20 protein-coding genes are annotated in these 24,153 nt (G+C 48.6%); 7 read left to right on the forward strand and 13 right to left on the reverse strand.

Annotated features, from left to right (window positions below):
• Positions 1 to 35 precede the first annotated feature (35 nt).
• On the reverse strand, positions 36 to 1,109 hold the full coding sequence (prfA, locus tag P2W84_RS16175; protein WP_276091200.1) for a peptide chain release factor 1: 1,074 nt from the start codon (positions 1,107 to 1,109) through the stop codon (positions 36 to 38).
• A gap of 67 nt (positions 1,110 to 1,176) precedes the next feature.
• Complete coding sequence (locus tag P2W84_RS16180) at positions 1,177 to 1,917, reverse strand: UDP-2,3-diacylglucosamine diphosphatase (RefSeq protein WP_276091201.1); 741 nt, start codon at positions 1,915 to 1,917, stop codon at positions 1,177 to 1,179.
• Positions 1,918 to 2,096: 179 nt separating this feature from the next.
• Here P2W84_RS16180 and P2W84_RS16185 point away from each other — a divergent pair, with 179 nt between their 5' ends.
• The gene (locus P2W84_RS16185; RefSeq protein WP_276091202.1) at positions 2,097 to 3,107 is read left to right on the forward strand and encodes an NAD(P)/FAD-dependent oxidoreductase; all 1,011 of its coding nucleotides are present in this window, start codon (positions 2,097 to 2,099) and stop codon (positions 3,105 to 3,107) included.
• A 2-nt stretch (positions 3,108 to 3,109) separates the two neighbouring features.
• Positions 3,110 to 3,439 (forward strand): 2Fe-2S iron-sulfur cluster-binding protein, encoded by a 330-nt coding sequence (locus tag P2W84_RS16190; protein ID WP_276091203.1) that lies wholly within the window; start codon positions 3,110 to 3,112, stop codon positions 3,437 to 3,439.
• A 4-nt stretch (positions 3,440 to 3,443) separates the two neighbouring features.
• Here P2W84_RS16190 and P2W84_RS16195 read toward each other — a convergent pair whose 3' ends face one another.
• The 3 genes from P2W84_RS16195 to P2W84_RS16205 all read right to left on the reverse strand — a co-directional run bounded on the left by P2W84_RS16195 (position 3,444) and on the right by P2W84_RS16205 (position 6,713).
• Positions 3,444 to 5,156, reverse strand: coding sequence for a S41 family peptidase (locus tag P2W84_RS16195; RefSeq protein ID WP_276091204.1), 1,713 nt, complete (start codon positions 5,154 to 5,156; stop codon positions 3,444 to 3,446).
• An 88-nt stretch (positions 5,157 to 5,244) separates the two neighbouring features.
• Positions 5,245 to 5,460 (reverse strand): hypothetical protein, encoded by a 216-nt coding sequence (locus P2W84_RS16200; RefSeq protein ID WP_276091205.1) that lies wholly within the window; start codon positions 5,458 to 5,460, stop codon positions 5,245 to 5,247.
• A 56-nt stretch (positions 5,461 to 5,516) separates the two neighbouring features.
• A complete protein-coding gene (locus tag P2W84_RS16205; RefSeq protein WP_276091206.1) occupies positions 5,517 to 6,713 on the reverse strand; it encodes an anhydro-N-acetylmuramic acid kinase in 1,197 nt (398 codons plus the stop codon).
• Positions 6,714 to 6,965: 252 nt separating this feature from the next.
• On the opposite strand from P2W84_RS16205, the gene nagB reads away from it, so the two are divergent.
• Entirely contained in the window at positions 6,966 to 8,885 is a 1,920-nt protein-coding gene (gene nagB / locus P2W84_RS16210; RefSeq protein WP_276091207.1) for a glucosamine-6-phosphate deaminase, read from the forward strand.
• A 114-nt stretch (positions 8,886 to 8,999) separates the two neighbouring features.
• Positions 9,000 to 11,876, forward strand: a complete 2,877-nt coding sequence (locus tag P2W84_RS16215) for an insulinase family protein (protein WP_276091208.1) — start codon at positions 9,000 to 9,002, stop codon at positions 11,874 to 11,876.
• On the opposite strand, the gene P2W84_RS16220 is transcribed toward P2W84_RS16215, so the two are convergent.
• Positions 11,873 to 13,411, reverse strand: a complete 1,539-nt coding sequence (locus tag P2W84_RS16220) for a family 10 glycosylhydrolase (protein ID WP_276091209.1) — start codon at positions 13,409 to 13,411, stop codon at positions 11,873 to 11,875. The genes P2W84_RS16215 and P2W84_RS16220 overlap by 4 nt on opposite strands.
• A gap of 182 nt (positions 13,412 to 13,593) precedes the next feature.
• On the opposite strand from P2W84_RS16220, the gene P2W84_RS16225 reads away from it, so the two are divergent.
• Positions 13,594 to 14,502, forward strand: a complete 909-nt coding sequence (locus tag P2W84_RS16225; protein WP_276091210.1) for a hypothetical protein — start codon at positions 13,594 to 13,596, stop codon at positions 14,500 to 14,502.
• Between the two features lies 1 nt (position 14,503).
• Here P2W84_RS16225 and P2W84_RS16230 read toward each other — a convergent pair whose 3' ends face one another.
• From P2W84_RS16230 to P2W84_RS16245, 4 genes are all read right to left on the reverse strand, one after another.
• The gene (locus tag P2W84_RS16230; protein WP_276091211.1) at positions 14,504 to 18,157 is read right to left on the reverse strand and encodes a HAMP domain-containing sensor histidine kinase; all 3,654 of its coding nucleotides are present in this window, start codon (positions 18,155 to 18,157) and stop codon (positions 14,504 to 14,506) included.
• A gap of 92 nt (positions 18,158 to 18,249) precedes the next feature.
• Positions 18,250 to 19,131, reverse strand: a complete 882-nt coding sequence (gene fabD, locus P2W84_RS16235; RefSeq protein WP_276091212.1) for an ACP S-malonyltransferase — start codon at positions 19,129 to 19,131, stop codon at positions 18,250 to 18,252.
• Positions 19,132 to 19,177: 46 nt separating this feature from the next.
• Positions 19,178 to 19,810 carry a GTP cyclohydrolase I FolE gene (gene folE, locus P2W84_RS16240; protein ID WP_276091213.1) on the reverse strand — a complete coding sequence of 211 codons (633 nt, stop codon included), beginning with the start codon at positions 19,808 to 19,810 and terminating at the stop codon, positions 19,178 to 19,180.
• A 12-nt stretch (positions 19,811 to 19,822) separates the two neighbouring features.
• Positions 19,823 to 20,233, reverse strand: coding sequence for a 6-carboxytetrahydropterin synthase (locus P2W84_RS16245; protein WP_276091214.1), 411 nt, complete (start codon positions 20,231 to 20,233; stop codon positions 19,823 to 19,825).
• Positions 20,234 to 20,285: 52 nt separating this feature from the next.
• Here P2W84_RS16245 and mqnB point away from each other — a divergent pair, with 52 nt between their 5' ends.
• Both mqnB and P2W84_RS16255 read left to right on the forward strand, forming a co-directional pair.
• Positions 20,286 to 20,957, forward strand: a complete 672-nt coding sequence (gene mqnB / locus P2W84_RS16250; RefSeq protein ID WP_276091215.1) for a futalosine hydrolase — start codon at positions 20,286 to 20,288, stop codon at positions 20,955 to 20,957.
• A 36-nt stretch (positions 20,958 to 20,993) separates the two neighbouring features.
• Positions 20,994 to 21,836 (forward strand): 1,4-dihydroxy-6-naphthoate synthase, encoded by an 843-nt coding sequence (locus P2W84_RS16255; protein WP_276091216.1) that lies wholly within the window; start codon positions 20,994 to 20,996, stop codon positions 21,834 to 21,836.
• Between the two features lie 28 nt (positions 21,837 to 21,864).
• Here the strand turns inward: P2W84_RS16255 and P2W84_RS16260 are convergent, their stop codons facing one another.
• The 3 genes from P2W84_RS16260 to P2W84_RS16270 are packed head-to-tail and all read right to left on the reverse strand — an operon-like array spanning position 21,865 to position 24,144.
• Positions 21,865 to 22,242: a hypothetical protein gene (locus P2W84_RS16260; RefSeq protein WP_276091217.1), complete on the reverse strand. Its 378-nt coding sequence runs from the start codon at positions 22,240 to 22,242 to the stop codon at positions 21,865 to 21,867.
• Between the two features lie 3 nt (positions 22,243 to 22,245).
• Positions 22,246 to 23,478 (reverse strand): ABC transporter permease, encoded by a 1,233-nt coding sequence (locus P2W84_RS16265; protein WP_276091218.1) that lies wholly within the window; start codon positions 23,476 to 23,478, stop codon positions 22,246 to 22,248.
• 27 nt (positions 23,479 to 23,505) lie between these two features.
• Positions 23,506 to 24,144 (reverse strand): MBL fold metallo-hydrolase, encoded by a 639-nt coding sequence (locus tag P2W84_RS16270; RefSeq protein WP_276091219.1) that lies wholly within the window; start codon positions 24,142 to 24,144, stop codon positions 23,506 to 23,508.
• Positions 24,145 to 24,153 lie beyond the last annotated feature (9 nt).

Genomic DNA, 24,153 nt, shown 5'->3' on the forward strand with positions numbered 1-24,153 from the left:
GCGTTAATAATTTAGGACACTCTTCAGAGTGCATCTTAGTTGATCGCTCCTTCCTTGAGTTTCTCCGCATTTTCAGCGAACTGCAAGGCGTCGATCAGCCCCTGCACCTCTCCGTCCAACACTGCGTTCAGATTATATAAGGTCAACCCGATCCTGTGGTCCGTCACCCGGCCCTGAGGATAATTATAAGTCCGGATCTTCGCTGAACGATCGCCGGTCGATACCATCGTCTTACGTTTCGCGGCAATGTCCCCGTTCTTTTTCTGCAACTCGATGTCATACAACTTGCTCCTCAGCATTTCCATGGCAATGATCCTGTTGCCAAGTTGCGAACGCTCCTTCTGGCATACCACTACAATCCCCGACGGTTTATGCGTCAGCTGCACTTTAGTTTCCACCTTGTTCACGTTCTGACCTCCCGCGCCACCAGACCTCGAGGTCTGAAGTTCAATATCCGCAGGGTTAATGTAAAGATCGATCTCCTCGGCCTCAGGCAGTACCGCCACTGAAGCAGCAGAAGTATGCACCCTGCCCTGGGTTTCTGTATCCGGTACACGTTGTACCCTGTGCACGCCCGACTCATATTTCAATTGCCCGTACACGTCCTCGCCACTTACTTTAAGGATCACCTCCTTATAGCCGCCCACCGTTCCTTCTGTCACATCCAGCGTCTCCACAGTCCAGCCCTTCTGCTCAAAAAATCGCGTATACATCCGGTACAGGTCCCCGGCAAAAAGCGCAGCCTCATCACCACCGGTACCACCCCTGATCTCAAATACCGCATTCTTTGCGTCTTCCGGGTCCTTGGGAATCAGCATCAGCCTGATCCGCTCTTCCAGTTCCTCCTGCTGCACCAGCAGCAAGTCCAGCTCCTCTTTGGCCATATCCCGCATCTCGGCATCCTTCTCCGCACTCAGTATCTCCCGGTTAGCCTCAATATTGCTGATCACATTCTTATAGACCTTATATTCTTCAACAATCCTGCCCAGGTCCTTGTACTCCTTACTCAATGTGGCAAATCGTTTCATATCCTGCACCGTATCAGGATTGCTCAGCTGCTCCTCCACATCTTCCCAGCGCTGCTTAATGGCTTCCAGTTTATCTAACATATATTCAGAAATTTACCTGCCCTTCAGACAAGCTTTTGTTCGGGCAGCAAAAATAAGGCTTTTTCCCTTAATGCCAATACCTGAGCGCTACCTCATTGCCATCAAACACCGCATAAGAGTTGTGTTTCAGCCATTCACCGGTATTAATATATCTGCTGCCGCCGCCCAGGTCCAGATTCAGCGGCAAATGCCTGTGCCCGAAAATAAAGTAATCAAAATGCGATTTGGACAATATTTCCCTGGCATATACGGCCAGCCATTCTCTGTCCTCTCCCAGGAACTCTTCTTCCCCACCGGATGCCGCCCTGCTGTGTTTAGACCAACCACCTGCAATTCCCATCCCGATCACCGGCGGCAGCACCGAAAATAACCACTGGCAAACAGGGTTACGGAAGATCTTACGCAACACCTTATATTTTCGGTCGCCGGGGCCCAGCCCGTCACCGTGATGTAAAAAGAACCGTTTCCCTCCACGTTCTATGATCAGTTCATCGCTCACGATCTGTATGCCCATCTCCTGTGTAAAATAGTTCTCTACCCACATATCATGGTTGCCTTTAAAGAACCAGATCTTTACCCCTGCGTCCGAAAGCATCGCCAGCCTCCCTAACAACCGTACATAACCTTTGGGCACTACTTTACGGTACTCAAACCAGAAATCAAACACATCCCCCATCAGGAAAAGCTCCCCGCAATCAGCGGCAATCGCATCCAGCCAGCGGATAATGCGGTCCTCACGCAAACGGCTTTCCGTGAAATCCGGCGAGCCCAGATGAAAATCAGAAGCGAAGTAAATCTTTTTATACATTGGCGAAAACGCAAAGATAAGGAAAATCCCAAAGCGACAGCCAGGCAACTCCAGAACACCGCGAGCCACATGCACTGACAAACTGCACCGCCCTTTAATCCTAGGTATTATATAGAATATTTATAAATAAGGCCTTTATTTAAAACAAAAATCTTAAATTCGCACAAATTTTTAACATCATGATTTCTACTGATATAGCCATCATCGGCGCGGGCCCCGTAGGTTTATTTGCAATTTTTGAAGCAGGCTTATTAAAAATGCGCTGCCATCTGATTGATTATTTACCACAGGTAGGCGGTCAGTTGTCTGAAATATATCCCAAAAAACCCATTTACGATATACCTGGTTTCCCCAGCGTACTTGCGCAGGAACTTATCGATAACCTGATGGAACAGGCCAAACCTTTCCATCCTGGCTTTACCCTGGGCGAGCGCATCGAAGGCCTTGAAAAACGTGCAGAGGGAGATTTCGTGCTTACCACCAATATGGGTACCATCATCGAAGCAAAGGTTGTCGTCATTGCCGGCGGACTGGGCTGTTTCGAGCCGCGCAAACCCGCAGTTGCCGGACTGGAACAATTCGAGAACGGCAGAGGTGTAAACTATATGATCCTTGATCCGGAACAATACCGAGGCCAGAAAATGGTCATCGCAGGCGGCGGCGATTCTGCACTCGACTGGACTATCTTCCTTGCCGATATCGTTGAGGAGCTTACCCTGGTACACCGTAGCGAGAGCTTCCGTGGCGCACCGGACTCCGTTAACAAAGTAATGGCCCTTGCAGAAAGCGGCAAGATCAACCTGATCCTGAACAGCAACCTGAACGCCGTTCACGGACACGGAAGACTGGAGTCGGTCGACATTATCCATAACAAATCCCTTGAGATCACTAAAGTAGAGACCGACCACCTCATCCCGCTGTTCGGCCTTAGCCCTAAGCTTGGCCCGATCGAGAACTGGAACCTCAACATCAGCAAGAGCGCCATCGAAGTCAACGTAGACGACTACTCAACCAATGTACCCGGCATCTACGCCATCGGCGACATCAATACCTATACCAACAAGCTCAAGCTGATCCTCTGCGGATTCCATGAAGCAGCCCTGATGAGCCACAGCGCTTACCAATACATCAATCCAGGTGTAAAATATACCATGAAATATACCACTGTAAACGGAGTATCTGAATTTTAAAAATGCAAGAAAACAATATCATCATACATGTACAGCATTCCGATGGCAGCCGTACCGGGCTTGAAGCACCGGTAGATATGGGCCTTAGCCTTATGGAATTCCTGAAAGCCTGCGAATACGACATTCTCGCTACCTGCGGGGGCATGGCTCTTTGTGCAACCTGCTGCGTGGACGTGCTGGAAGGAGAAGAAAAACTCAATGAAATGTCAGATGACGAATACGCCATGCTTGATACCCTGCCCGACCTGCTGCCCAATTCGAGGCTGGCCTGTCAGCTGCAACTGAACCCTGCCATGGACGGCCTTGTTGTCAAACTGCACCACGCGGAATAAAGCATCAATCTTGTTCGGGATCCGCGGCAGATTTTGCCGCGGCCTTTACCGGGCTGCCGATCGTCTTATACATACCTTCACCCTTTAAGATCGCCAGCATCTTTCCCTGGTCGCCCAGTACAGCCCTTGCAGCCGCAAGTTCCTTGTCGTACTGGAAAGCCTGGATCACCTTACCCCTATCGTAATAATACCTGCTCACGATCTGTGTTTCCAGGATCCGCTTGATTTCGGGTTTATACGTCATCAGCTCTGCTTTTTTTGCACCCAGCGTCTTCGCCCTGAGGCCATCCAGCTCTGCCTTAACCGCCGGCAGTCTGTTTTCCTTTTCCGCTTCTTCCCGCAAGTCATTCAGCAATTCCTCCGTACGTGAATTATAGCTGTAATCCCGACCCTCCATACCAGCCACGAACTGGCTGTAATCATTATCTGTCAGCTGAAACGCCGAAGCTTCCGTAATGGTCTTGTTCCGCTTCCGGTAATCATTCGCATAATCAAAGAAAAGGCTCTTACTCAGGATGGCTGCAGTCAGAGCACTGTACTTCGTCTGATTCACCACCACATCAGGATAAATCCCGTTTCCGTCATATACCCCCCGGCCAGATTTTGTACTGAACTTCTTCATCAGCGAATCCGCAAATTTATGCGTCTTCCCGTCTGCATCCTTATGCGCATAGTCCAGCGCCTGGATACACCTTCCCGAAGGCGTAAAATATTTGGCCACCGTCACCTTCACCAGACTGTTGTAAGGTAAATTAAAGGTCTGTTGCACCAAACCCTTCCCATAGCTCCTCTGCCCCACTATAATAGCCCTGTCCAGGTCCTGCAAAGCACCGGCCACGATCTCAGACGCGGAAGCCGAACCCGGGCCCACCAGTACCACCAGCGGCAGCTTCGGAAACAGCGGGTCCGCCATCGTTTTATAGGACAATGTCTTCTGTGGGTTCCTTCCCTTTTGCGTCACCACCAGTACATCCTTGTCTACAAACAGGTTGACGATCTTTACCGCCTCCTGCAATATACCGCCACCGTTATAACGCAGGTCAAGAATCATTCCCCTGGGGTTCTGCCTGCCCAGCGCCAGCAATGCGTCCTTCACTTCCTGCGCAGAATTTTCCAGGAACTTGTCCAGCCTGACATAGCCGATCTCACCCGGGGTCATTCCCGAATAGGTCACATTCGGCTGCCGGATCTCCTCACGGACAATCCGCTTCCTCAACGGCCCGCCATCCCTGACCAGCTCCAGGTCCACACCTGAACCCTTAGGGCCGCGCAGCAACTGGCTCACCTGCATCCGTGTCTTGCCCTTCACCACATTTTCATTGATTTTTAATATCTGGTCACCCGGCCTTAGCCCCTCCTTATCCGCAGGATAGCCTTCCATTACCTCATTAATGAACAGTTTCCCGTCGATGAACAGCGTACTCGCCCCTATGCCCCCATACTGGGTACTCACATATTTAAGTTTATAATCTTCGATCTCTGATTCCGGCACATATTCGGTATAAGGATCCAGTGTAGCCAGCATGGCATCGATACCGGTGTGCATTAAACCAGAAGGATCGGTCTCTTCCACATAATTGATACTGATCTCTCTATAGAGCGAAGCAAAAACATCCAGGTTCTTGGAAACCAGGAAAAGATCTTCCTTGAACGACCAGGTCAGCGAAGCAAAAGCAAAAAGCACAAGGGCTACGGCCAGTTGATATTTTTTCTTCATCGTTCGGACGGGATTAACAGAAAACAGGTTTTACCTGCAATTTAACATTTACCGCCCTTAAAGCAAAACACAGCCGGTAAAAACAAGGCTACAGTCTGTTCCCCGAGAGATCAGCCAGACCCTTCCGTATCGTAAACTCCACGTATTCCCGGTCCCGTTTCACCAGTTCCATCAGCCGCTCCACCAGCTGGTCTTCCTGTCCTGGGACAAAAGCCAGGTCAGCCTGTGCCAGTTCGCGGTATTTTCTTAAAAACTTGATCTTCACCTTTTGCCAGGTCTCGGGTGTCAGTGTAAAACTAGCCATATCTGTAGTAAAAGCTCCCAAATCTATAAATTAACCCTAACTTTTCAAAACCAGTTCTACAACGGGAAAGACACTTTCCCCATCGCAACCATCGGTATACCCTGCCTCCCGAAATTAGCAGCGTCACCGGCCAGCATTTCATTGGCCAGTAAGGCAAACAATACCGCTTCCTTTGCATCCGGGTTTATACCCAGCTCCGCTGTAGTACGGAACAACACTCCGGGCAGCAGAGCTTCCAGGTTCTTCCTCAGTAAAGGGTTGTGCATGCCACCCCCGCTGAGGTAAATCACTGGCATACCGCCGCCTTCAAAACAGCGTCCGATAGCTTCCGCAACCACTTCTGCCGTAAAACGATTCAATGTGGCCAGCACATCCTCTTTAGCCAGTCCGCCCGTGCCGGAACGCTCCTGCGCCTTTTGCAGGTAATCCATGCTGAACAATTCCGGCCCCGTCGTTTTCGGGAAACCCAATCTAAAAAAAGGTGCTTCCAGCAAAGCATCCAGCAAAACCTCATGATAGTTTCCCTTACCCGCAAGAACTGAGTCCCGATCATAGGAAAGCCCCTCAAAATGTCTTTGAACATATTGGTCCATCAGCGTATTGCCCGGACCGACATCCGTGGAAAATATCCGCTCCGTATTTCCATCGCGGGGCAGAAAGGTAAAATTGGCAATGCCCCCCACATTGAGCATCACCCGGTCTTCGCGCTCGTCTGAAAACAGGAAATAATCACCATAAACAGCAAGAGGAGCACCTTCCCCCCCTGCAGCAATGTGCTTTTGCCGGAAATCACTGATCGTAAGGATACCCGTCCCTACGGCAATATGGTCACCATCGCCGATCTGCAGGGTAGCATTCGGGTAACCATCCAGCCCGTGAAACGAAGCCGGCGCATGGAACACTGTCTGCCCGTGGCTGGCAATTACGTCAATGCCTTCAGGGGCAACCTCCCACTTCTGCAAAGTTTGCAGTACCAGCCGCGCATGCAAACTACCGATCTTTGCGTTCAGCAGGGTCAGTAGTTGCAGGTCCGTATCCCTGCGGAAAATGACCGCCCTCATCTCTTCACGTAAGGCGCTGTCGTAAGGCACCGTACAGAACTTCAGTAATTTTACCTTTGTCTTCATACCGGAGCCGCCGATGCTGCACAGTGCGATATCCAGTCCGTCCAGCGAGGTACCAGACATCAGACCTATGATTATCCGCTCTTTCTTGCGGACGAGTTCAAAACAACGTTGCCAGTTCCGGTTCATTCACTATGGATTTTGTGAGGACAATATAGCTTTTTTACGCCTCCGGTATAGCAGCGGTTAACCATCGATCTGTCACTGCCCGGGATCAACATAGCGTACGGTGTCAGGATCATGGTAAAACACTCAACCGTTTGCATGGACCGGCAACGCAGAAAACACAGGTCAAACCACAATACAGGGTCGCGTCCGGCTTGACAAAACCATCAGCTTAGCCTATCTTTACTGCTCCGTGCTTACTTAACCAATACCTAAATGGCAAGATTAAATCTTCTCGAGGAGACGCGCTTTGAAAAGCTGCCCGTCACCGTATTTAACAACCCCAAAGCCGCATCGGTCAGCGTGGCGAAACGCATCAGGGACCTGATCGAAAAAAAACAATTACAAAACGAAAAGGCTGTACTGGGCCTGGCCACAGGGGCCACTCCGGTGTCGGTCTATGCCGAGCTCGTACGCATGCACCGGGAAGAAGGCCTGAGCTTCAGGAATGTAGTGACATTCAATCTGGACGAATATTACCCTATGCAGCCGGACGCCGCACAGAGTTATGTGACCTTCATGAATGAAAATCTATTTGACCATATTGACATTGAACGCAGCAATGTACACATTCCCGACGGAACACTGAGCCTGGAAGCGATCCCGGCCTATTGCCTTGACTACGAGCGTAAGATCACTGAAGCGGGCGGGCTGGACATCCAGATCCTGGGAATTGGCCGTACTGGTCACATCGGGTTCAATGAACCGGGCTCTGCACCCAATTCCGGTACCCGTCTGGTCACACTCGACGACCTGACCCGGCGCGATGCGGCGAGAGATTTCGGGGGTAAGTCCAATGTGCCGGTCAAAGCCATTACCATGGGTATCGGCACCATCTTCAAGGCGAGGGAGATCATACTCATGGCCTGGAACAAGAAAAAGGCCCCGATCATTAAAAAAGCAGTAGAAGGTGAGATTTCCGGCGAAGTGCCGGCCACTTACCTGCAACTTTCAGATCATGTGGAATTTATCCTCGATCAGGATGCGGCAAGTATGCTGACCCGCTTCGATACGCCATGGCTGGTGAAAGACTGCATATGGGACGAAAGGCTCACCCGGAAAGCGGTGATCTGGCTGGCCAACCATCTGGGCAAACCTGTACTGAAGCTCACCGAAGACGATTACAACAATAATGGCATGGCCCAGCTGGCGGTGGACCGCGGACCTGTGTACAACATCAATATTGACATTTTCAATAAACTACAGCATACCATTACCGGCTGGCCGGGCGGAAAGCCAAATGCGGATGATTCGCAAAGGCCAGAAAGGGCCATACCTGCTAGGAAGCGTTCAATTATCTTTTCTCCGCATCCGGATGACGATGTGATCTCTATGGGTGGCACGTTCATCCGTCTGGTAGACCAGCAGCATGACGTCCATGTGGCTTACCAGACTTCCGGCAATACTGCTGTGTGGGATGACGATGTACTTCGCTTTGTAGAGTTCAATATCGATTTTTCGGAAAAGATGGGACACCATCCTGAGGGACTGAAGGCACTGTATCAGAACATGCGGGAGTTTATGGAAACCAAGCATCCTAACCAGGTGGACACACCCGAGATACAAACGGTAAAAGGGCTGATCCGCAAAGGTGAGGCGATTGCGGGGGCACGCTATTGCGGCCTGCAGGATGATCACATCCATTTTATGGCACTGCCTTTCTATGAAAGCGGAAAAAGCCAGAAAAACCCGGTTACCGATCAGGATGTGGAACTGACCATGGAACTGCTGCAAAAGGTGAAACCGCAACAGGTATTTGCCGCGGGTGATTTTGAAGACCCGCACGGGACTCACATCGTATGCTTTAACATTATCCTGGAAGCGTTAAGACGCCTCAGGGAAACAGAAGATTGGGTAAAGGACTGCTGGCTGTGGATGTACCGCGGCGCATGGCAGGAGTTTGAGACACATGAGATCGAAATGGCAGTACCGCTGAGCCCGCAGGAAGTGGAACGTAAAAAGTTTGCGATCTTTAAACATCAGTCTCAGAAGGATAGAGCAGTGTTTCCCGGAGACGACGCACGCGAGTTCTGGAAGCGTGCTGAAGACCGTAACCGGGAAACGGCCCAGGCCTACGATAACCTGGGACTGGCCGATTACGAGGCAATGGAGGCTTTTGTAAGGTATCATTTTTAAAGGCCTTCCTCAGAATTGCCTTAAAATGTGTTAAATATTGTTAAAGTGCCCCATAGCTACGAACCTGTTGTAGACTTATACGACAAACTCGTAGATTTGGGGCACAAACTTGTTATGAATAAGAAACTGAATTACCTCGTTCTCGGTCTCTCGGCCTTTATGGCATTGGGCAGCCCGGTACTGGCGCAAACCAAAGCGCCTGTAAAGAAAATCGTCAGGACACCGGCCGTAAAGGCAGCGCCGGCACAGCAGGGCCTGATCCCCAATGACCCCAATGTAAAGATCGGCAAATTGCCCAACGGGCTGACTTACTATATCCGGAAGAATTCGGAACCGAAAAACCGTGCAGAGCTTTACCTCGCGACGCGAATTGGTTCGCTGATGGAAGAAGATGACCAGCAGGGTCTGGCACACTTTACAGAGCACATGGCCTTTAACGGTACCCGAGATTTCCCAAAAAATGAAATGATCAACTACCTGCAGCGAGCAGGTGTGCGTTTTGGTGCTGACCTGAATGCCTATACCGGGTTTGACCAGACGGTATACCAGTTGCCTATCCCTACGGACAGTGCAGCCGTTTTTAAGAATGGTTTTAAGATCCTGGCCAACTGGGCGGGCGGCATCATTATGGAGGCTGAGGAAATCGACAAGGAGCGCGGGGTGATCGTCGAGGAAGAGCGTCAGCGGGGTAAAAATGCGCAGGAACGCATGAGCAAACAGCTGTTGCCGGTATTGCTGCATGGTTCACGATACGCGGAACGTTTGCCGATCGGCAAGACGGATATCCTGCTGAATTTCAAACACGAGCGGCTCCGCAGCTTTTATAAGGACTGGTACCGGCCGGACTTACAGGCCGTGATCGCTGTAGGCGACTTTGACCTTAACGAGGTTGAGCAACTGATCAAAACGAACTTTTCGGGACTGAGCAACCCTGTAAACCAGAAGAAACGACCGGAATATGGCTTGCCGGACAATAAGGAACCTCTGGTAAAGGTGGTAACCGATCCGGAGCAGCAATATAATGTGGCGATGGTCATCTATAAACAACGCGGTGAGGTGAGCCGCACAACGGCCGCCTACCGGAAGAAGCTGACTGCTTCGCTGGTGAACAGTATGTTACAATCCAGGTTACAGGAGATACTGGACAAAGGTAATGCTCCTTTTGTGTATGCACAGAGCAGTTTCGGACCCTACCAGGGTGGTATGGTGAAAGGTCTCAGTGCTTTTCAAACCTTTGCAGTGGCGGCTACGGGCGGCACTTTACTGAAGGCGCTGGATGCTGCGCTTGCGGAAAATGAGCGGGCGGCAAAATTCGGCTTTTTACAATCGGAGCTGGATGTGGCACGAAAGAATATGCTGGCAGCGGCCGATAAACAGCTTAGAGAAAAGGACAAAACCCCTTCTTCCGCTTTTGTACAGCAATACCTGAATAATTTCCTGACCGGAGCAGCCATTCCTTCCATTGAATTCATCTCGGCAGAGACCAAACGTGCGCTGGATAACCTGAGCCTTGCCGAGGTGAACCAGGCCGTAAAGGGCATGATCACCAAGGAGAACCGCATTATTATTGTACAGGCGCCTGAAAAGGACAAGTCGGCCCTGCCAACGGACGCCCAACTGCTGGCCGCTGTGAACAATGCAGGCAAAGCGGTAACGGCCTATGTGGACAACTCACTGACCAGGCCTTTGCTGGATAAGCTGCCTGTGGCAGGCAAGGTCGTATCGCAGCGGCAGATCGCTTCTGTTGGTGTTACTGAACTGACGTTGAGCAATGGGATAAAGGTCTTGCTGAAACCTACGGATTTCAAGAACGACCAGGTGCTGTTCTTTTCCTTTGCCAAAGGGGGCAATTCTCTGGCTGCTGATGCGGATCTGCCTTCTGCACAGATGGCGGGCCTTATAAACCAGAGCGGTGTAGGGGTTTTTAACCCGACACAGCTAAACAAACTGCTTGCGGGCAATACGGCCCGTGCGGGGAGTTATATTGACGAGCTTTACCAGGGCTTTAGTGGCAGTGCGTCGCCGAAGGACCTGGAAACGGCTTTCCAACTGGTTTATGCCTTTGCAACCAACCCGAGAAAGGATCTGGATATCTTTAATAAGAACATCAGCGATTACCGCGTCATGATGGCCAACAAGAATGCTGATCCCAACAGTGTTTTCGGCGATACGGTACAGGCTGTATTGAATGGTTATCACAAACGGGCGATGCCAATGGGGCTGACTGACCTGGACAAGATCTCGCTGGAAAAGATCTATGACTTTTACCGGGCGCGCTTTGCGGATAATGGGGCACAGACCTTTGTGATCACTGGTTCGATTGATACGGTAACCATCAGACCTATGATCGAAAAATACCTGGGCGGACTGCCGGCTTCAGGTACTGGCGAGGAATATAAAGATCAGGGCGTAAGGACGCCAAAGGGCAAAATCGATAAGACCGTGTACAAGGGCCTGGAAGACAAGGCTTCAGTACAACTGTACCTGCACGGCGATTACGTGTTCAATACGGTGAACAATACCCAGCTGGACGCCCTGAAAGCTGCGCTGGAAAATAAGATACTGGAGAGGCTGCGTGAGAAGGAAAGCGGAGTTTACAGTCCAAGGGTAAACCTGAGTGTAGAAAAACTTCCTGACACACATTATTATTTTACGATCTCTTTCAGCTGCGCACCGGCCAATGTGGACAAGCTGATCGCCGCTGCACTCGACGAAGTAAGTAAGATCAGGGAAAATGGGGCTACTCAGGACGATATTAATAAGTTCAGTTCCGAAGAGCAAAGACAGATCGAACTGAGCCTGCGGGATAACAACTTCTGGATGCATTACCTGGCCAACCGCATGAAATACGGCGAAGACTTCGGCCAGATAATGGATTACCGGAAGCGCCTTGAAGCGGTAACCGTTGAAAGCACAAAAGCTGCGGCAAAGCAGTATCTTGGTGCGGAGAACTATATCAGACTGGTGCTGATGCCGCAGAAAAAGAACTAAGGCAGCCTGGCCTGTACGCCGACCGGGCCGCTGGGATCACTTTCATTCTTCAGCCGGTCAAGTGCCGTAACCAGATAATTGTACCTTTTACCAGGTTCGGTATCGGTATCGATGAAACCGGTATAGTCCTCAAAGCTGATCCGGAGGATATTTTTAGCCTCGAGTATGCTGATCCGCTCTCCTTCTTCAAAACGGTAAATCACATAGCCGGAGGCGGTTTCCCCGTCTTCGGCTTTTTGCGGCTCCAGCCATTTCAGGTGAACCCCGTCATGCACGGCTTCTGCAGTAAGTGCACGCGGCGGATTCGGCACGATATCGTCCAGCCAGGGCATTTGGGGCGGCAACGCCGGATACCTGTACAGGTCATTCTTGAGAGAATCTCCCGCAGCCCTTGCGACCGTACTGAACGATTTCGAGCTAAAATAGACGCTACCCTGTACGCGGTTATTTGCCCGGATATACCTGACCTGGTCCGGAATCTGGGTGGGCAACCGCCACGCAGCTTCCATCCGCTGCCCTACAAGATAGGCTGCCTGTCCAATATACAGGTGCCTTCCAAAGGTATTTTCACTCCACCAGTCTACAAGTGTACCAAAAGGGGCTACACGTCGCGTAAAACTGAAATAGATCTGTGGATTGATATAATCCACCCAGCCTTCCTGTATCCACTTTCTGGAATCGGCAAAGAGCTCGGCATAATTGGATAGCCCGGCGGTAGCCGAACCGAGGGTGTCTTCCGAACTGTTCCGCCAGATACCGAAAGGACTCACTCCGAATTTGATATATTTCTTATAATGATGTACACTGTCGTTAAGTTGCCGGATAAGTTGGTTGACGTTGTCGCGGCGCCAGTCGCCGATATTGCTGAAGGTGCTGCCGTATTTCCTGTACGTGGCATCGTCATTGATACGCTGGCCTTCCACTTTGTAGGGATAAAAATAATCGTCGAAATGCACACCGTCGATGTCGTAGTTTTTGACAACATCCAGAATGACCTGAACGATGTATTCTCTCACTTCAGGAATGCCCGGATCAAACTGCTTTTTACCGGCATACGTAAAAAACCACTCCGGTTTCTGACGGGTAATATGGCTTTCATGAAAAACTGTGTTGGGGCCCATGCTGGCCCTGTAGGGATTAAACCAGGCATGAAGTTCAATGCCTCTCGCATGCGCCTCCCTTATGGCAAATTCAAGTGGGTCGTATCCAGGTGCCGGTGGCAGCCCCTGCCTTCCGGTAAGCCACTGGCTCCAGGGCTCTCTGGTTTTGGCATAGAAGGCATCTGCAGCCGGCCGCACCTGGAGCATAATGGCATTCATCCCATTGGCTTTGTGTTTTTCCAGTATACCGATCAGTTCCTGCTTCTGCTGGTCGGCGGTAAGACCGGGCCTGGATGGCCAGTCTATATTGGTCACAGTGGCAACCCATATGCCCCTGAACTCTCTTTTTGGAGCAGTTTTTGTTAGGTTTTGCGAAAATGAGGAAAACGAAATGAAAACAAATGACATCAGCACATAAAATGTGTGTTCAAACATTGTTTTAGACTTTCTTTCAATAATTTTACCTTGTTTCATTGTTATGTAAAGCGGACGTTTCAGTTCCTAACCCTTAGCAAGTAAACGATTTTTTTGAAAGTCTCATACAATTTAGATGCTTTTTTTCATATGTTCGCCCAATTTTACGAATACAACATAAAAAAAACAACCAGCAAGCGAGCATGTCGGACCATAACGATTCAGTGAATACAGGCGACCGTAACAAGATTTATTTTCTCGTAATCGTCATTGCTGCGCTATTGGGCACTAATGCATATCTTTTTTTTAAGGACAGGGATAAGAATGACCGCTATATCAGTGTTTCCATAGAGAAAGAAAGACTCCGGCTGGAGGTAGAAAAGATCGAGGCTGAACTGGACAAGGTAAATGCACTTAATGTTGACATCAGTGAAAAATTAGCCGGCGAACAGCAAGAAGCCCGCAGACAGATCGCAGAACTGAAAAAGGCCCTTCAGGAAGGTGAACTGACGCAACAGGAACTGGACAAAGCTCAGGAACAAGTTAAGGAACTCCGGGATTTCGTACGTAACTACAATGAGACCATTATCAAACTGGAAAAGGAGAACCAGCGCCTGAAGTCGAAAATGGATAGTCTGCGTGAATCTGCAAATAACGCTGAAAAGCGCAAACTCGAGCTTGAAAAGCAAAATGACGAACTGGCCGCACAGGTAAAGACCAGTTCAGCATTAAAGGCCGCAAACGTGATGGTAACTGCTTATAAGGTAAAGAGCAGCGGCCGGAATATTGAGGTGACCCGCGCCGGCACAGCGAAGAAACTCAGCGTCTTCTTCGATATTACTCCAAACCCGCTGGCTACCAAAGACTATCATAAGATTTACTTAAGGGTCTTCGATCCCGCTGGTAACCTGATCGCCAATGAGAACAATATGTTTGAGGCGGACGGCCAGGAAATGCAGTTCAGTTCTTCCACATCTATTTCTTATAACGACGATAACACTTCCTACAGGATGGACTGGATCAATCCTAACCCGTTTATGAAAGGGGTGTATTCAATTATTCTTTATGCGGACGGCTATACAATGGGCCGCTCTGAGATTGAGTTACGATAAGCTAAGCAAGCGGAAAGGTCAGATAGAAGGTAGTGCCAACATCCGCAAAGGACTTAAATGCTATACTGCCACCTGCATTTTCCACAGCCTGCTTTACAAAGGCCAGCCCTAACCCCGTACCAGAAGATTTGGTGGTAAAGTTGGGGACAAATATCTTTTCATGTAAGGCCGGATCAATACCTTTCCCGTTATCGTCCACTTCGATCATTACATTTTCCTTATCGTTGCTGATCGTGACGCCCACCACACATTTCCGATCGGTGCTTGCCGCTTCAATGGCATTTTTAAAGAGGTTATTGAAGGTACGCAACAACTGGTCCTTATCACCTTTGATGATGATGTCAGCTGTAGTCTTGTTCCGGATATGGATATCTGCGTCCTGGGTGTTGATAAAGACATCCCTGGCCTGGTCTATAACAGGTAATAACAGCAGTTTTTCCAGTTTGGTGTCTGGCATCTTGGCAAAGTTAGAGAATTCAGAGGCAATGGTAGAGAGACTGTCAATCTGCTCAATGAATGACTTGCTGAAACGTTCGAATTTCCTGTCGAAATTAGGGTCATTTTCTTTCCAGGCTCTTTCCAGGAGCTGCACCCCCAGCTTAAGCGGGGTGAGCGGGTTTTTGATCTCATGGGCCACCTGCTTGGCCATTTCGCGCCATGCGCTTTCACGCTCAGAACGGGCAAGCTTGCCTGCACTTTCTTCCAGGGCGGCGATCATTTTATTGTACTCCTTAATCAGCGAACCGATCTCGTCATGACGTGACCAGCCAATAGGCTGGTTTTTCTGGCCAAGTTTTGTTTTCCTGATGCTCTCCTGGATAAACGTAAGCGGGCTGGTGATCTGGTTAGCCAGAAAAACCGCCAGTATTCCGATCGCAACAAACACCAATGCGTAAATATTGATCAGCGTGTTGATAAACACACCGATCTTGTTATGATAGTCAGCTTCGTTGGCATAATAAGGTACGCCAATATAGGCGATGACCTGGTTTCTGACATCCCTTATAGGCGCGTAGGCAGCAGCATAGGAAAAGGTCCCGATCTTTTCCTGGGAGTTGATAAATTCTGATTCCTGCCTCATGCTAAGCGTCATGAATGCCTTCGGTCCGATACGCCGGTTAAGAATACCCTGATCGTACATCCTGGGCAAAGAGGTGAACAGCAGACGGCCATTGATATCGTAAAGATTGAGATATACTGCATTAGCATCGGCAAACTGGTTAAAATCAGCCAGCGCCTTATCTGTTGGATAAGGTAAACCGGTACTCAGTATCTTGCGTTCATAAGCCTGCTGTACATTACGGATCTTTTCCCGGATAAAGTCTTGCTGCTGCCGTCGGTATTCGTCCCGGATATAGAAATAAGTGGTCCAGCCGACGATAAGCAGGGTTGCGACAACGGACAATACGATTGAAAACTGGATACGGGTCTTGTAAAGTACCTTATTGGCATTGATCATCAGCGAGCGGTTGATATTAAACCAGCCGTTCCAGCTTTCATCTATATTCTTCAACAGCCATATGAGGATATATAGCGCTACTGAAAACAGAATAAACACCAGGAAGAAGAAGGAAAGTGTAGCGAGATAGACAACAGCTGATATATTTTCCCGGCTGATGATAACCAGCTTGGACGCAACCGGAGAATAGGCCAGGTGTGTGTAGTTGAGGCTGTCTGTAAAAAAGCCGGCATACATTGGACGTATATGATAATCGCCACTGTTCAGTTTGTACGTGTATTTGCCCGACTGGTTTTCCAGTTTCCCGTCTTTATAAAGGGCTACAGAATAATTGCCATAGTCATCATCATTCCGGATGGTACGGTCCAGTAACAGTTCAGGTAACTGGCCACGATAGTTGTAGGGCTGTGATTTGAATTCGATAACCAGTGTGCCCAGCAATTGTTCGTTTTCAAGAATCGGGATGATACCGAAATAATTCTGATAACCGAAAGTGTCATTGACCCGGTAGAAGAAAGCAGATTCCTGTACCTTTACAGAACCTGCCTTTACCAGCCCCTTGAAATAGCTAAGCTCTGTTCCCTTATGACCGGTGGTGGATGAGTCCAGGTTGTTGTATTCGTAAATATTATAGTCGAACCTGGGCAGGTAGTCTTCCAGGTATTGCTTGTCAATGTGCTTTTGAAGTTCTATCTCGCTACTCAGCGCAGGCTGTCTGAAATACTGCTGTACAAAGCTGTTGGCCTGGATATTTTTCTCCAGGTGTTCAATGGCGCTAATCACCTTAAAGTCATCGGAACTGACCAGGCGCTGTGCAATGGCCATCCGGTTATATCTTTCCTTGATCCCGGTAAATTTCAAATATTTCATGGCCGAGATGAATGCCAGGCAAAAGAAGATGGCCGCAAATATGCCAATAGAAAAACGGTTCTCGTTCTTATAAAAGTTCCAGGAAGTAACGAAGACAAATAATGCACAGGCAACAAAAAAAAGGCTGAAGCCGGTCATCAGCTGGTAGAAAAAATAAAGCGTCAGCGCACAAAGGAAAAAGACAAGCCGCTCTCTGTCGCTGATATTAAGTTGCTTCGTCTGCTGAAGGAAAATGATAACGATCAGGTAAACATTGAACCATACCAGGCAAAGAATAATAATACTTACCCAGCTGATCCAGCCCAGATTAACAATATTCGTGATGTCGAAATTGATCTTGGAATTAATGATCAGCCCGAAGAATACTTTATCGAACAGCAGCGCCACAACGGTGAAGATCAGTAAAAAGACCCCCAGCAACACGAAACCGAAAATTCTGTGATGCCGGAACCAACGCGGCACCTGGTACCGGTCCCTGTACGTGTAGACGAACAGGACCACCCAGGTCAGTGCGATAACGTTGAGCAGAAAATCTCCAAGCGAAGGCATAAAGAAGCTCTCTGCGTATATCCTGGGACTGAAGATAAGAAGGTCGAACTGCCTGTTGAACCAGCCAAATTCAAGATCAGTGATTCTGACACCTGCAAAAAACAGGCAGAGCAGTATTGTCGCCGGTACCAGCTGTCCTTTTTTTACCAGCCAGGAACAGAAAGAATTGAAAAAAAGACAAATACTGAACAAACCTATGGACCAGAGCCAGATTTCCACCGTAGCATAGATACCACGGGTATATCCAGGCTTCAATTTTACTTCAAAAAGGAGCTTTCCCTGCAGATTATGTATAGGATAGGTATTTTCATCGGTAAAGGATGCTTTTGTCAGCGCGTTAGAAGCGGAAAGCAAGGGTGAGATCTCTTCATCCAGGTATTGGTTCTGTATGGCATACTGGTTCTTGACATCGATGAGGAAAAGGATGATATAGGAACCGGAAGTCTTTTTAATGACTTCATACCAGCCATTGGGAAACTGGACGAAGGAAGAACCTTCTCGGATGAACTCCGGATCGGTCGGTATGGCCCTGATGGTACTCCAGAACCTTAGCACGCCATTTTGAAAAGTAAGCATATTGATGCCCTTTTCGCGATAGGTATTGATGAAATTCATGCCATAATCATCATTAAGATGATATTGCTTAGCGCCCTCTAGCTGCTTGGGGTCTCTTAAAAAATTGTCGATTATTCTTTCCTTGACCAAAAGGTTATTCTGCAAATGTGCAGCCTCATAACGGAGCTGGTCCTTCCTGGTAATGGAATGTTTAAGTGACAAAGCCGTGACGATACAGCAAGCACCTAAGACCAATAGTAGAAACCTGATTTTGCCTGCTATACTCACGTTGACCGACTCTAGTTCTGCTTACTTCATTCTATTAATGCTGAACTGACCTGTACTTCCCGGCTTACCTTTCTCACCAGTCCCTGCAATACATTTCCCGGGCCTACCTCAATGAATTCTCTGGCACCGTCTGTGATCATCTGCTCAATGGTCTGGGTCCATTTGACCGCACCGGTAAGCTGGGTAATCAGGTTTTTCTTGATGTTTTCCGGATCGGTGTTAGGTAGTGGTTCGACGTTTTGGTAAATAGGGCAGAAAGGAGCATTAATGGTGATACTCTCGATAGCGGCCCGAAGCTCGAGTCTTGCAGGCTCCATCAGTGGTGAGTGAAACGCGCCACTTACATTAAGTTTAACGGCACGTTTTGCACCGGCAGCGGTAAGCTGCTGACAAGCGATGTCTACACCCGCTATACTTCCGGAAATTACGATCTGTCCGGGACAATTGTAATTTGCAGCGACAACCACCTCATCGATCCCTGCACATACCTGCTCTACAGTCTCATTGCCAAGACCAAGAATTGCAGCCATGGTAGAAGGTTGCAGTTCACAGGCTTTTTGCATGGCGTTGGCACGGGCAATGACAAGTCGTAAACCGTCATCAAAAGAAAGGGCTCCCGCAGCTACCAGGGCAGAAAATTCGCCGAGGGAATGTCCTGCAACCATGTCTGGCTGAAATTGTGCACCAAGCGTCTTAGCCAGGATAACGGAATGCAGAAAAATGGCTGGCTGGGTCACTTTGGTTTCCTTCAGCTGATCTTCTGTTCCCGAGAACATGATGTCGCTGATGCGGAAACCGATAATTTCGTTGGCCTGCTCAAAAAGGGCTCTGGCAGCTTCGTTTTCATAAAGGTCTTTTCCCATACCCGGGAACTGGGCTCCCTGTCCGGGGAAGATATATGCTTTCATTTATTTATGCGTTTGGTTAAGGTTATGAAGTATCCTGTTTTTGATATTAGTGTAAATTAGCGGTTATCAGCCGAAGGAACTCAGCACGGGTCTTGTCTTTGGCAAATTCACCGGTAAAAGCGGAGGTAGTCGTTACAGAGTTTTGCTTTTGCACGCCCCTCATCGCCATACACAGGTGCTTACATTCGATCACTACAGCGACACCTGCCGGCAACAGTGTTTCCTGGATGCAATCCCTGATCTCATTGGTCAATCTTTCCTGAACCTGCAGCCTACGGGCGAATGCATCTACGATGCGCGGAATTTTGCTCAATCCTACGATGTGGCCGTTGGGAATATAAGCTACGTGTGCTTTTCCGAAGAACGGGAGCATGTGATGCTCACACATCGAGAACACCTCGATATCCTTTACGACGACCATCTGGCTGTAGTCTTCCCGGAACATTGCCCCACGCAGGATCGCCGCCGGGTCTATATCATACCCATGGGTGAGGTACTGCAGTGCTTTCGCGACCCGTTCGGGAGTCTTGACCAAGCCTTCCCGTTCGGGATCTTCCCCAAGCTGGGCCAGGATATCCTTATAATGATGGGCTACTGAAGCGATCTTGATTTCGTTATAGCGGTCTATTTTAACATAACCGTTCTCTTCTTCTTCATCAAACTGGTCTGTGTATTTCATATCTGAATGTTATTAACCGAAATATTCAACAAAATTGTTCTCGGTCTCGTATATCTTTATGCTGTGCAGCCGGGCGCCGGATACACCGATCAGCGGGAAAAGGATATCCCAGACGGCAATGGCCAGGTTTTCTGTAGACGCCAGCTTACCTTGCATAAAATCAACGTCGAGGTTGAGGTTACGGTGGTCGATCTTGTCCACTACATTTATGTTGATGACTTCCTTAAGCCATTTAAGATCTACAAGAAATCCGGTCTCAGGATTGACTTCGCCTTTGACGGTAACATAAAGCTGGTAGTTGTGTCCGTGCCAGTTTGGGTTTGCACATTTCCCGAACACTTCGGCGTTATGATCATCTGTCCAGTCAGGACGGGACAGCTTGTGCGCCGCGTTGAATGAGGCTTTTCTCGTTATATATATCATTGCCTGTTATATGAGTGACAAATATACGCAGAAAGGTTAAAGTAAAATACAAATGGCTAACTTAGGCGATACTGATGCAGACAAGATGAAGACAAAAACATTGATCGTGGCTGCCACCGCAGCGGAATTGAGTGGCCTTTATAGTCACTTTCGCCTCGCTCAGGGACGGTTTGTGCAAGCGGACGGATTTGACATTCTGCTTACGGGAGTAGGCATGACAGCGACCGCCTATGCACTTGGCAGGCATTTGTCGGAGGCATACGGCCTGGTGTTAAACCTCGGTATCGCGGGCTGCTTTGACCGTTCCATTCCTTTGGGCACGGTATTGAATGTGACCTCTGATGAGTTTGCCGAGCTGGGCGCAGAAGATCATCATAACTTTATCCGTATAGACGATCTGGGTTTCGGCAGAAGCAGGTTCTCTGCGACCTGTCAAATCAACCATCCGCTGATCAAACGCTTGCCGGCAGTAAGTGGCATTACCGTAAACTGTGTACATGGTCATGCGGCAAGTATCGCTGCGATAAAGGAAAGACTGGCGCCGGTTACTGAAAGTATGGAGGGTGCGGCAGTATTTTATGCCTGTGCTGAAACAGGCCTGCCTTGTCTGCAGGTAAGAGCGGTTTCCAACTATGTAGAACCGCGTAACAGGTCTGCATGGCAGATCGGGCCAGCTCTGGAAAAGCTGAATGACTGGGCAATCCGGTTTTTGACAAAATCATAACCAGGAGATGCCTATCAACGCCTTAACTTTGCCACAATGAAACTGACACTTGGCTTTTCTCCATGCCCTAACGATACATTTATCTTCGATGCACTGATCCACCATAAGATCGATACCGAAGGTCTTGACTTTGAGGTATTCTTCGACGATGTTGAGACACTAAACCAAAAAGCCTTCAGGGCAGAACTGGATGTGACCAAGCTGAGTTTCCATGCCTTTGCACATGTGTATGAACAATATGCCCTGCTGGATGCAGGCAGTGCACTTGGTTTCGGTGTCGGTCCTATGCTCATTGCCAAAGATCCTGCACTTACGGAAAAAAAGGACCCTGGTGCGCATCTTCGCGTGGGAATACCGGGAAAATATACAACAGCTAATTTCTTGCTGGGGATCGCTTTTCCCCATTTGCTGAACAAAAGAGAATTGGTCTTTTCAGCAATTGAAGGAGAACTCCTGGCCGGCAACATCGACCTTGGTCTTATTATTCATGAAAACCGGTTTACTTACGAGGACAAAGGCTTACATAAAGTGGTTGATCTGGGCAACTACTGGGAGGAACTGACCGGTTGTGCAATACCGTTGGGTGGGATCGTCGTGAACCGGAGACTGGAGCAAGAGATACAGGAAAAAATGAACCGGGTATTGAGGAAATCGGTGGAATATGCCTTTTCACACCCTAAATCCGCATTGGATTTTATCCGCAGTCATGCCCAGGAGATGGATGAGTCTGTGATGTATAAACACATCGAATTGTATGTAAACAAATACTCAGCAGACCTAGGACAGGAAGGCAGGAAAGCAATTGATATTTTGTTCAAACTTGCACAGGAAAAGGGGCTCATTGCACCACTAAGCAGGGAAATTTATCTGATGGCATAAAATTGGTGACCGCTCCCTTCCGGGCATGTTATTTACAGGGACCGTCGGGTATCTCACGGGTAATTTTCAGTACTCTGGTGACCACCATTGTGGAATCGAAATCGGCGGAGACGATAAGACTATCCGATTTAATGAAGTGGGCCTCAGCCTCTATATAAACGGGTTCGTAAGGCCGTTCAAAGTTGAATTTACTGTATTGCAGCTCAAGTGTCCGGGCACTATCAGCCACCCAATACTCCGTACCTTCCTCACAATCAGTAAATGATTTGATCTCAGGGCCATAGCTATAAAGCCCTTTTACGATTCTCACGGTATTTCCCTTATTTTCCTCTGGCTTTTGGTTGCAGGCCAGCAGGAACATAACGGCTACTGTGATCAGGAATATGGCTCTTTTGCAAAAAAACATACGCTAAAGATCTTGGTTTAATTGGTTTATCTTCTTCACACTTAAATTAGCAGACAAAGCTGATGCCACAAAAGAAAACACACCTACAGTAAAAAAAACGAGCATAAAATCCTGTGCTTTGATGGCCACCGGATAGGCATTTGCAATGACCAGGTTTTCCTGGGACATCTTAAAGATACCAAACTCCTGCTGCACTAGACAGAAAACGAGTCCGGCGATAAGGCCCAAAATACAACCACTGAGTGTGATCATCATTCCCTCAAGCAAAAATATCCGCCGGATGAGCTGCCGGCCGGCACCCAGGCTTCTCAAAATAGCAATGTCTTTTAATTTATCGATCACAAGCATGGTCAGTGAGCCAATGATATTAAAGATAGCAATGATCAGAATAAAAGTGAGAATAATATAGACAGCCCACTTCTCACTGCCCAGAATGTTGTACAACACTTTGTTTTGCTGTACCCTGTCCTTTATGTCATACTTTTCACCAAGGCGATCTGTCAGGGCGTCTTTGAAATGCCCCACATCCACAGAGGGATTCAGATTGATCTCAATTGATGATACAGCTGTAGGTTCGTCGAGCAGCGTCCGTGCAAACGATAAGGGTACAATGGCAATGTTATCAAAATCCTGCTGCACCTCAAATACTCCCGCCACAGGAATGGACAGCACATTAAAATCGTCAGACGGATTGACCGAACTGCCGCTCCGGCCTTTCTTTGGAGAGAAAACCTGCAACTGGTTAAAGGGATCGGTAGTATTGACCATTAAATAAGCCTGAATCGCCGAACCGATGACCGCATTGTGGCCTGCAGGGTTATCCAGAACAAACTTACCTTCCAGGGTAATGCTGTCCAGGCTATGGTTTTTAAGATAGTCAGGACTTACCCCTTTGACCAGCGCAACACTCTGTTTATCATTGTATCTCAGCAAGGCATTTTCTGAAAGCACTTCAGTAAAAGAATAAACTGCCGGATCTTTGCGAAGCTCCTTAAAATACCCTGCATCCGGATCAAATGTCTTGCCTTGCTTAGGCGATATGACCAGTTCGGGACTAATGGTATTGAACATTTTAAGGACGACCTGTTCAAATCCGTTGAACACAGAGAGAATGATGATCAGTGCTGCACTGCCAACAAACACCCCAACCATAGAAATACCGGAAATGATATTGATTGCATTGGTGGATTTCTTGGCGAAAAGATACCTGCGTGCTATGTATAATGCGGTGTTCAATCGTAGTGTCCTGGTTATGTTAGCCCGTTATTTTAAAAAGGGGTTGTACTGTTTCTCAAGTCCGATGGAGGTCGGCTGCCCATGGCCCGGAAATACTTCGCAGTCATCTGGCAGTACGAACAAGTTATTGCGGATACTGCTGATCAGTTGTGTATGGCTGCCACCCGGCAGGTCGGTACGGCCAATGCTGTTATAGAAAAGCACGTCACCTCCGATAAGGAAATTGTCTTCCCTTCCGTAAAAGCAAAGGTGTGCCGGAGAGTGCCCGGGTGCGAAAATCAACTCAAGCGCGCTGTTGCCAAAGCTGACCTTTCCCTGCTCAGGTAAAAAGACCTCTGGTTCGGGGCTGAGTTCGTATTGGAGTCCCTGCATGGCTATATAAGAAGGCATGGCCTGGAGCATGGGCAACTCGCCCTTGTGGAACTGTGGCTTCAGCCCCCAGTTGTCGTAGACGAATTTATTGCCAAAAATATGGTCATAATGACAATGGGTATTGAGCAGCAATACCGGCCGAAGTCGGTTTTCCCTGATGAAATTTACCAGCTGGTTCTGCTCCGAAGCATTGTACATGCCCGGATCGATGATGGTACATTCACCAGTTTCATCGAAAAGCACATAGGTGTTTTCCGCTACCGGGTTAAAAGTAAATCCTTTGATGCTGATCATTATGGTAAT

Origin of the sequence: Pedobacter sp. JY14-1 (assembly GCF_029269825.1) — a bacterium.
Classification (GTDB): domain Bacteria; phylum Bacteroidota; class Bacteroidia; order Sphingobacteriales; family Sphingobacteriaceae; genus Pedobacter.

Excerpts from the sequence above, each read along its gene's own strand:
- fabD (WP_276091212.1), bottom strand. The coding sequence starts at position 19,131 with ATGAAAGCATATATCTTCCCCGGACAGGGAGCCCAGTTCCCGGGTATG.
- nagB (WP_276091207.1), top strand. The coding sequence starts at position 6,966 with ATGGCAAGATTAAATCTTCTCGAGGAGACGCGCTTTGAAAAGCTGCCC.
- P2W84_RS16255 (WP_276091216.1), top strand. The coding sequence starts at position 20,994 with ATGAAACTGACACTTGGCTTTTCTCCATGCCCTAACGATACATTTATC.
- P2W84_RS16260 (WP_276091217.1), bottom strand. The coding sequence starts at position 22,242 with ATGTTTTTTTGCAAAAGAGCCATATTCCTGATCACAGTAGCCGTTATG.
- P2W84_RS16220 (WP_276091209.1), bottom strand. The coding sequence starts at position 13,411 with ATGTTTGAACACACATTTTATGTGCTGATGTCATTTGTTTTCATTTCG.
- P2W84_RS16195 (WP_276091204.1), bottom strand. The coding sequence starts at position 5,156 with ATGAAGAAAAAATATCAACTGGCCGTAGCCCTTGTGCTTTTTGCTTTT.
- P2W84_RS16190 (WP_276091203.1), top strand. The coding sequence starts at position 3,110 with ATGCAAGAAAACAATATCATCATACATGTACAGCATTCCGATGGCAGC.
- P2W84_RS16225 (WP_276091210.1), top strand. The coding sequence starts at position 13,594 with ATGTCGGACCATAACGATTCAGTGAATACAGGCGACCGTAACAAGATT.
- mqnB (WP_276091215.1), top strand. The coding sequence starts at position 20,286 with ATGGCTAACTTAGGCGATACTGATGCAGACAAGATGAAGACAAAAACA.
- P2W84_RS16200 (WP_276091205.1), bottom strand. The coding sequence starts at position 5,460 with ATGGCTAGTTTTACACTGACACCCGAGACCTGGCAAAAGGTGAAGATC.
- P2W84_RS16270 (WP_276091219.1), bottom strand. The coding sequence starts at position 24,144 with ATGATCAGCATCAAAGGATTTACTTTTAACCCGGTAGCGGAAAACACC.
- P2W84_RS16215 (WP_276091208.1), top strand. The coding sequence starts at position 9,000 with ATGAATAAGAAACTGAATTACCTCGTTCTCGGTCTCTCGGCCTTTATG.
- P2W84_RS16180 (WP_276091201.1), bottom strand. The coding sequence starts at position 1,917 with ATGTATAAAAAGATTTACTTCGCTTCTGATTTTCATCTGGGCTCGCCG.
- P2W84_RS16185 (WP_276091202.1), top strand. The coding sequence starts at position 2,097 with ATGATTTCTACTGATATAGCCATCATCGGCGCGGGCCCCGTAGGTTTA.
- prfA (WP_276091200.1), bottom strand. The coding sequence starts at position 1,109 with ATGTTAGATAAACTGGAAGCCATTAAGCAGCGCTGGGAAGATGTGGAG.
- P2W84_RS16245 (WP_276091214.1), bottom strand. The coding sequence starts at position 20,233 with ATGATATATATAACGAGAAAAGCCTCATTCAACGCGGCGCACAAGCTG.
- folE (WP_276091213.1), bottom strand. The coding sequence starts at position 19,810 with ATGAAATACACAGACCAGTTTGATGAAGAAGAAGAGAACGGTTATGTT.
- P2W84_RS16205 (WP_276091206.1), bottom strand. The coding sequence starts at position 6,713 with ATGAACCGGAACTGGCAACGTTGTTTTGAACTCGTCCGCAAGAAAGAG.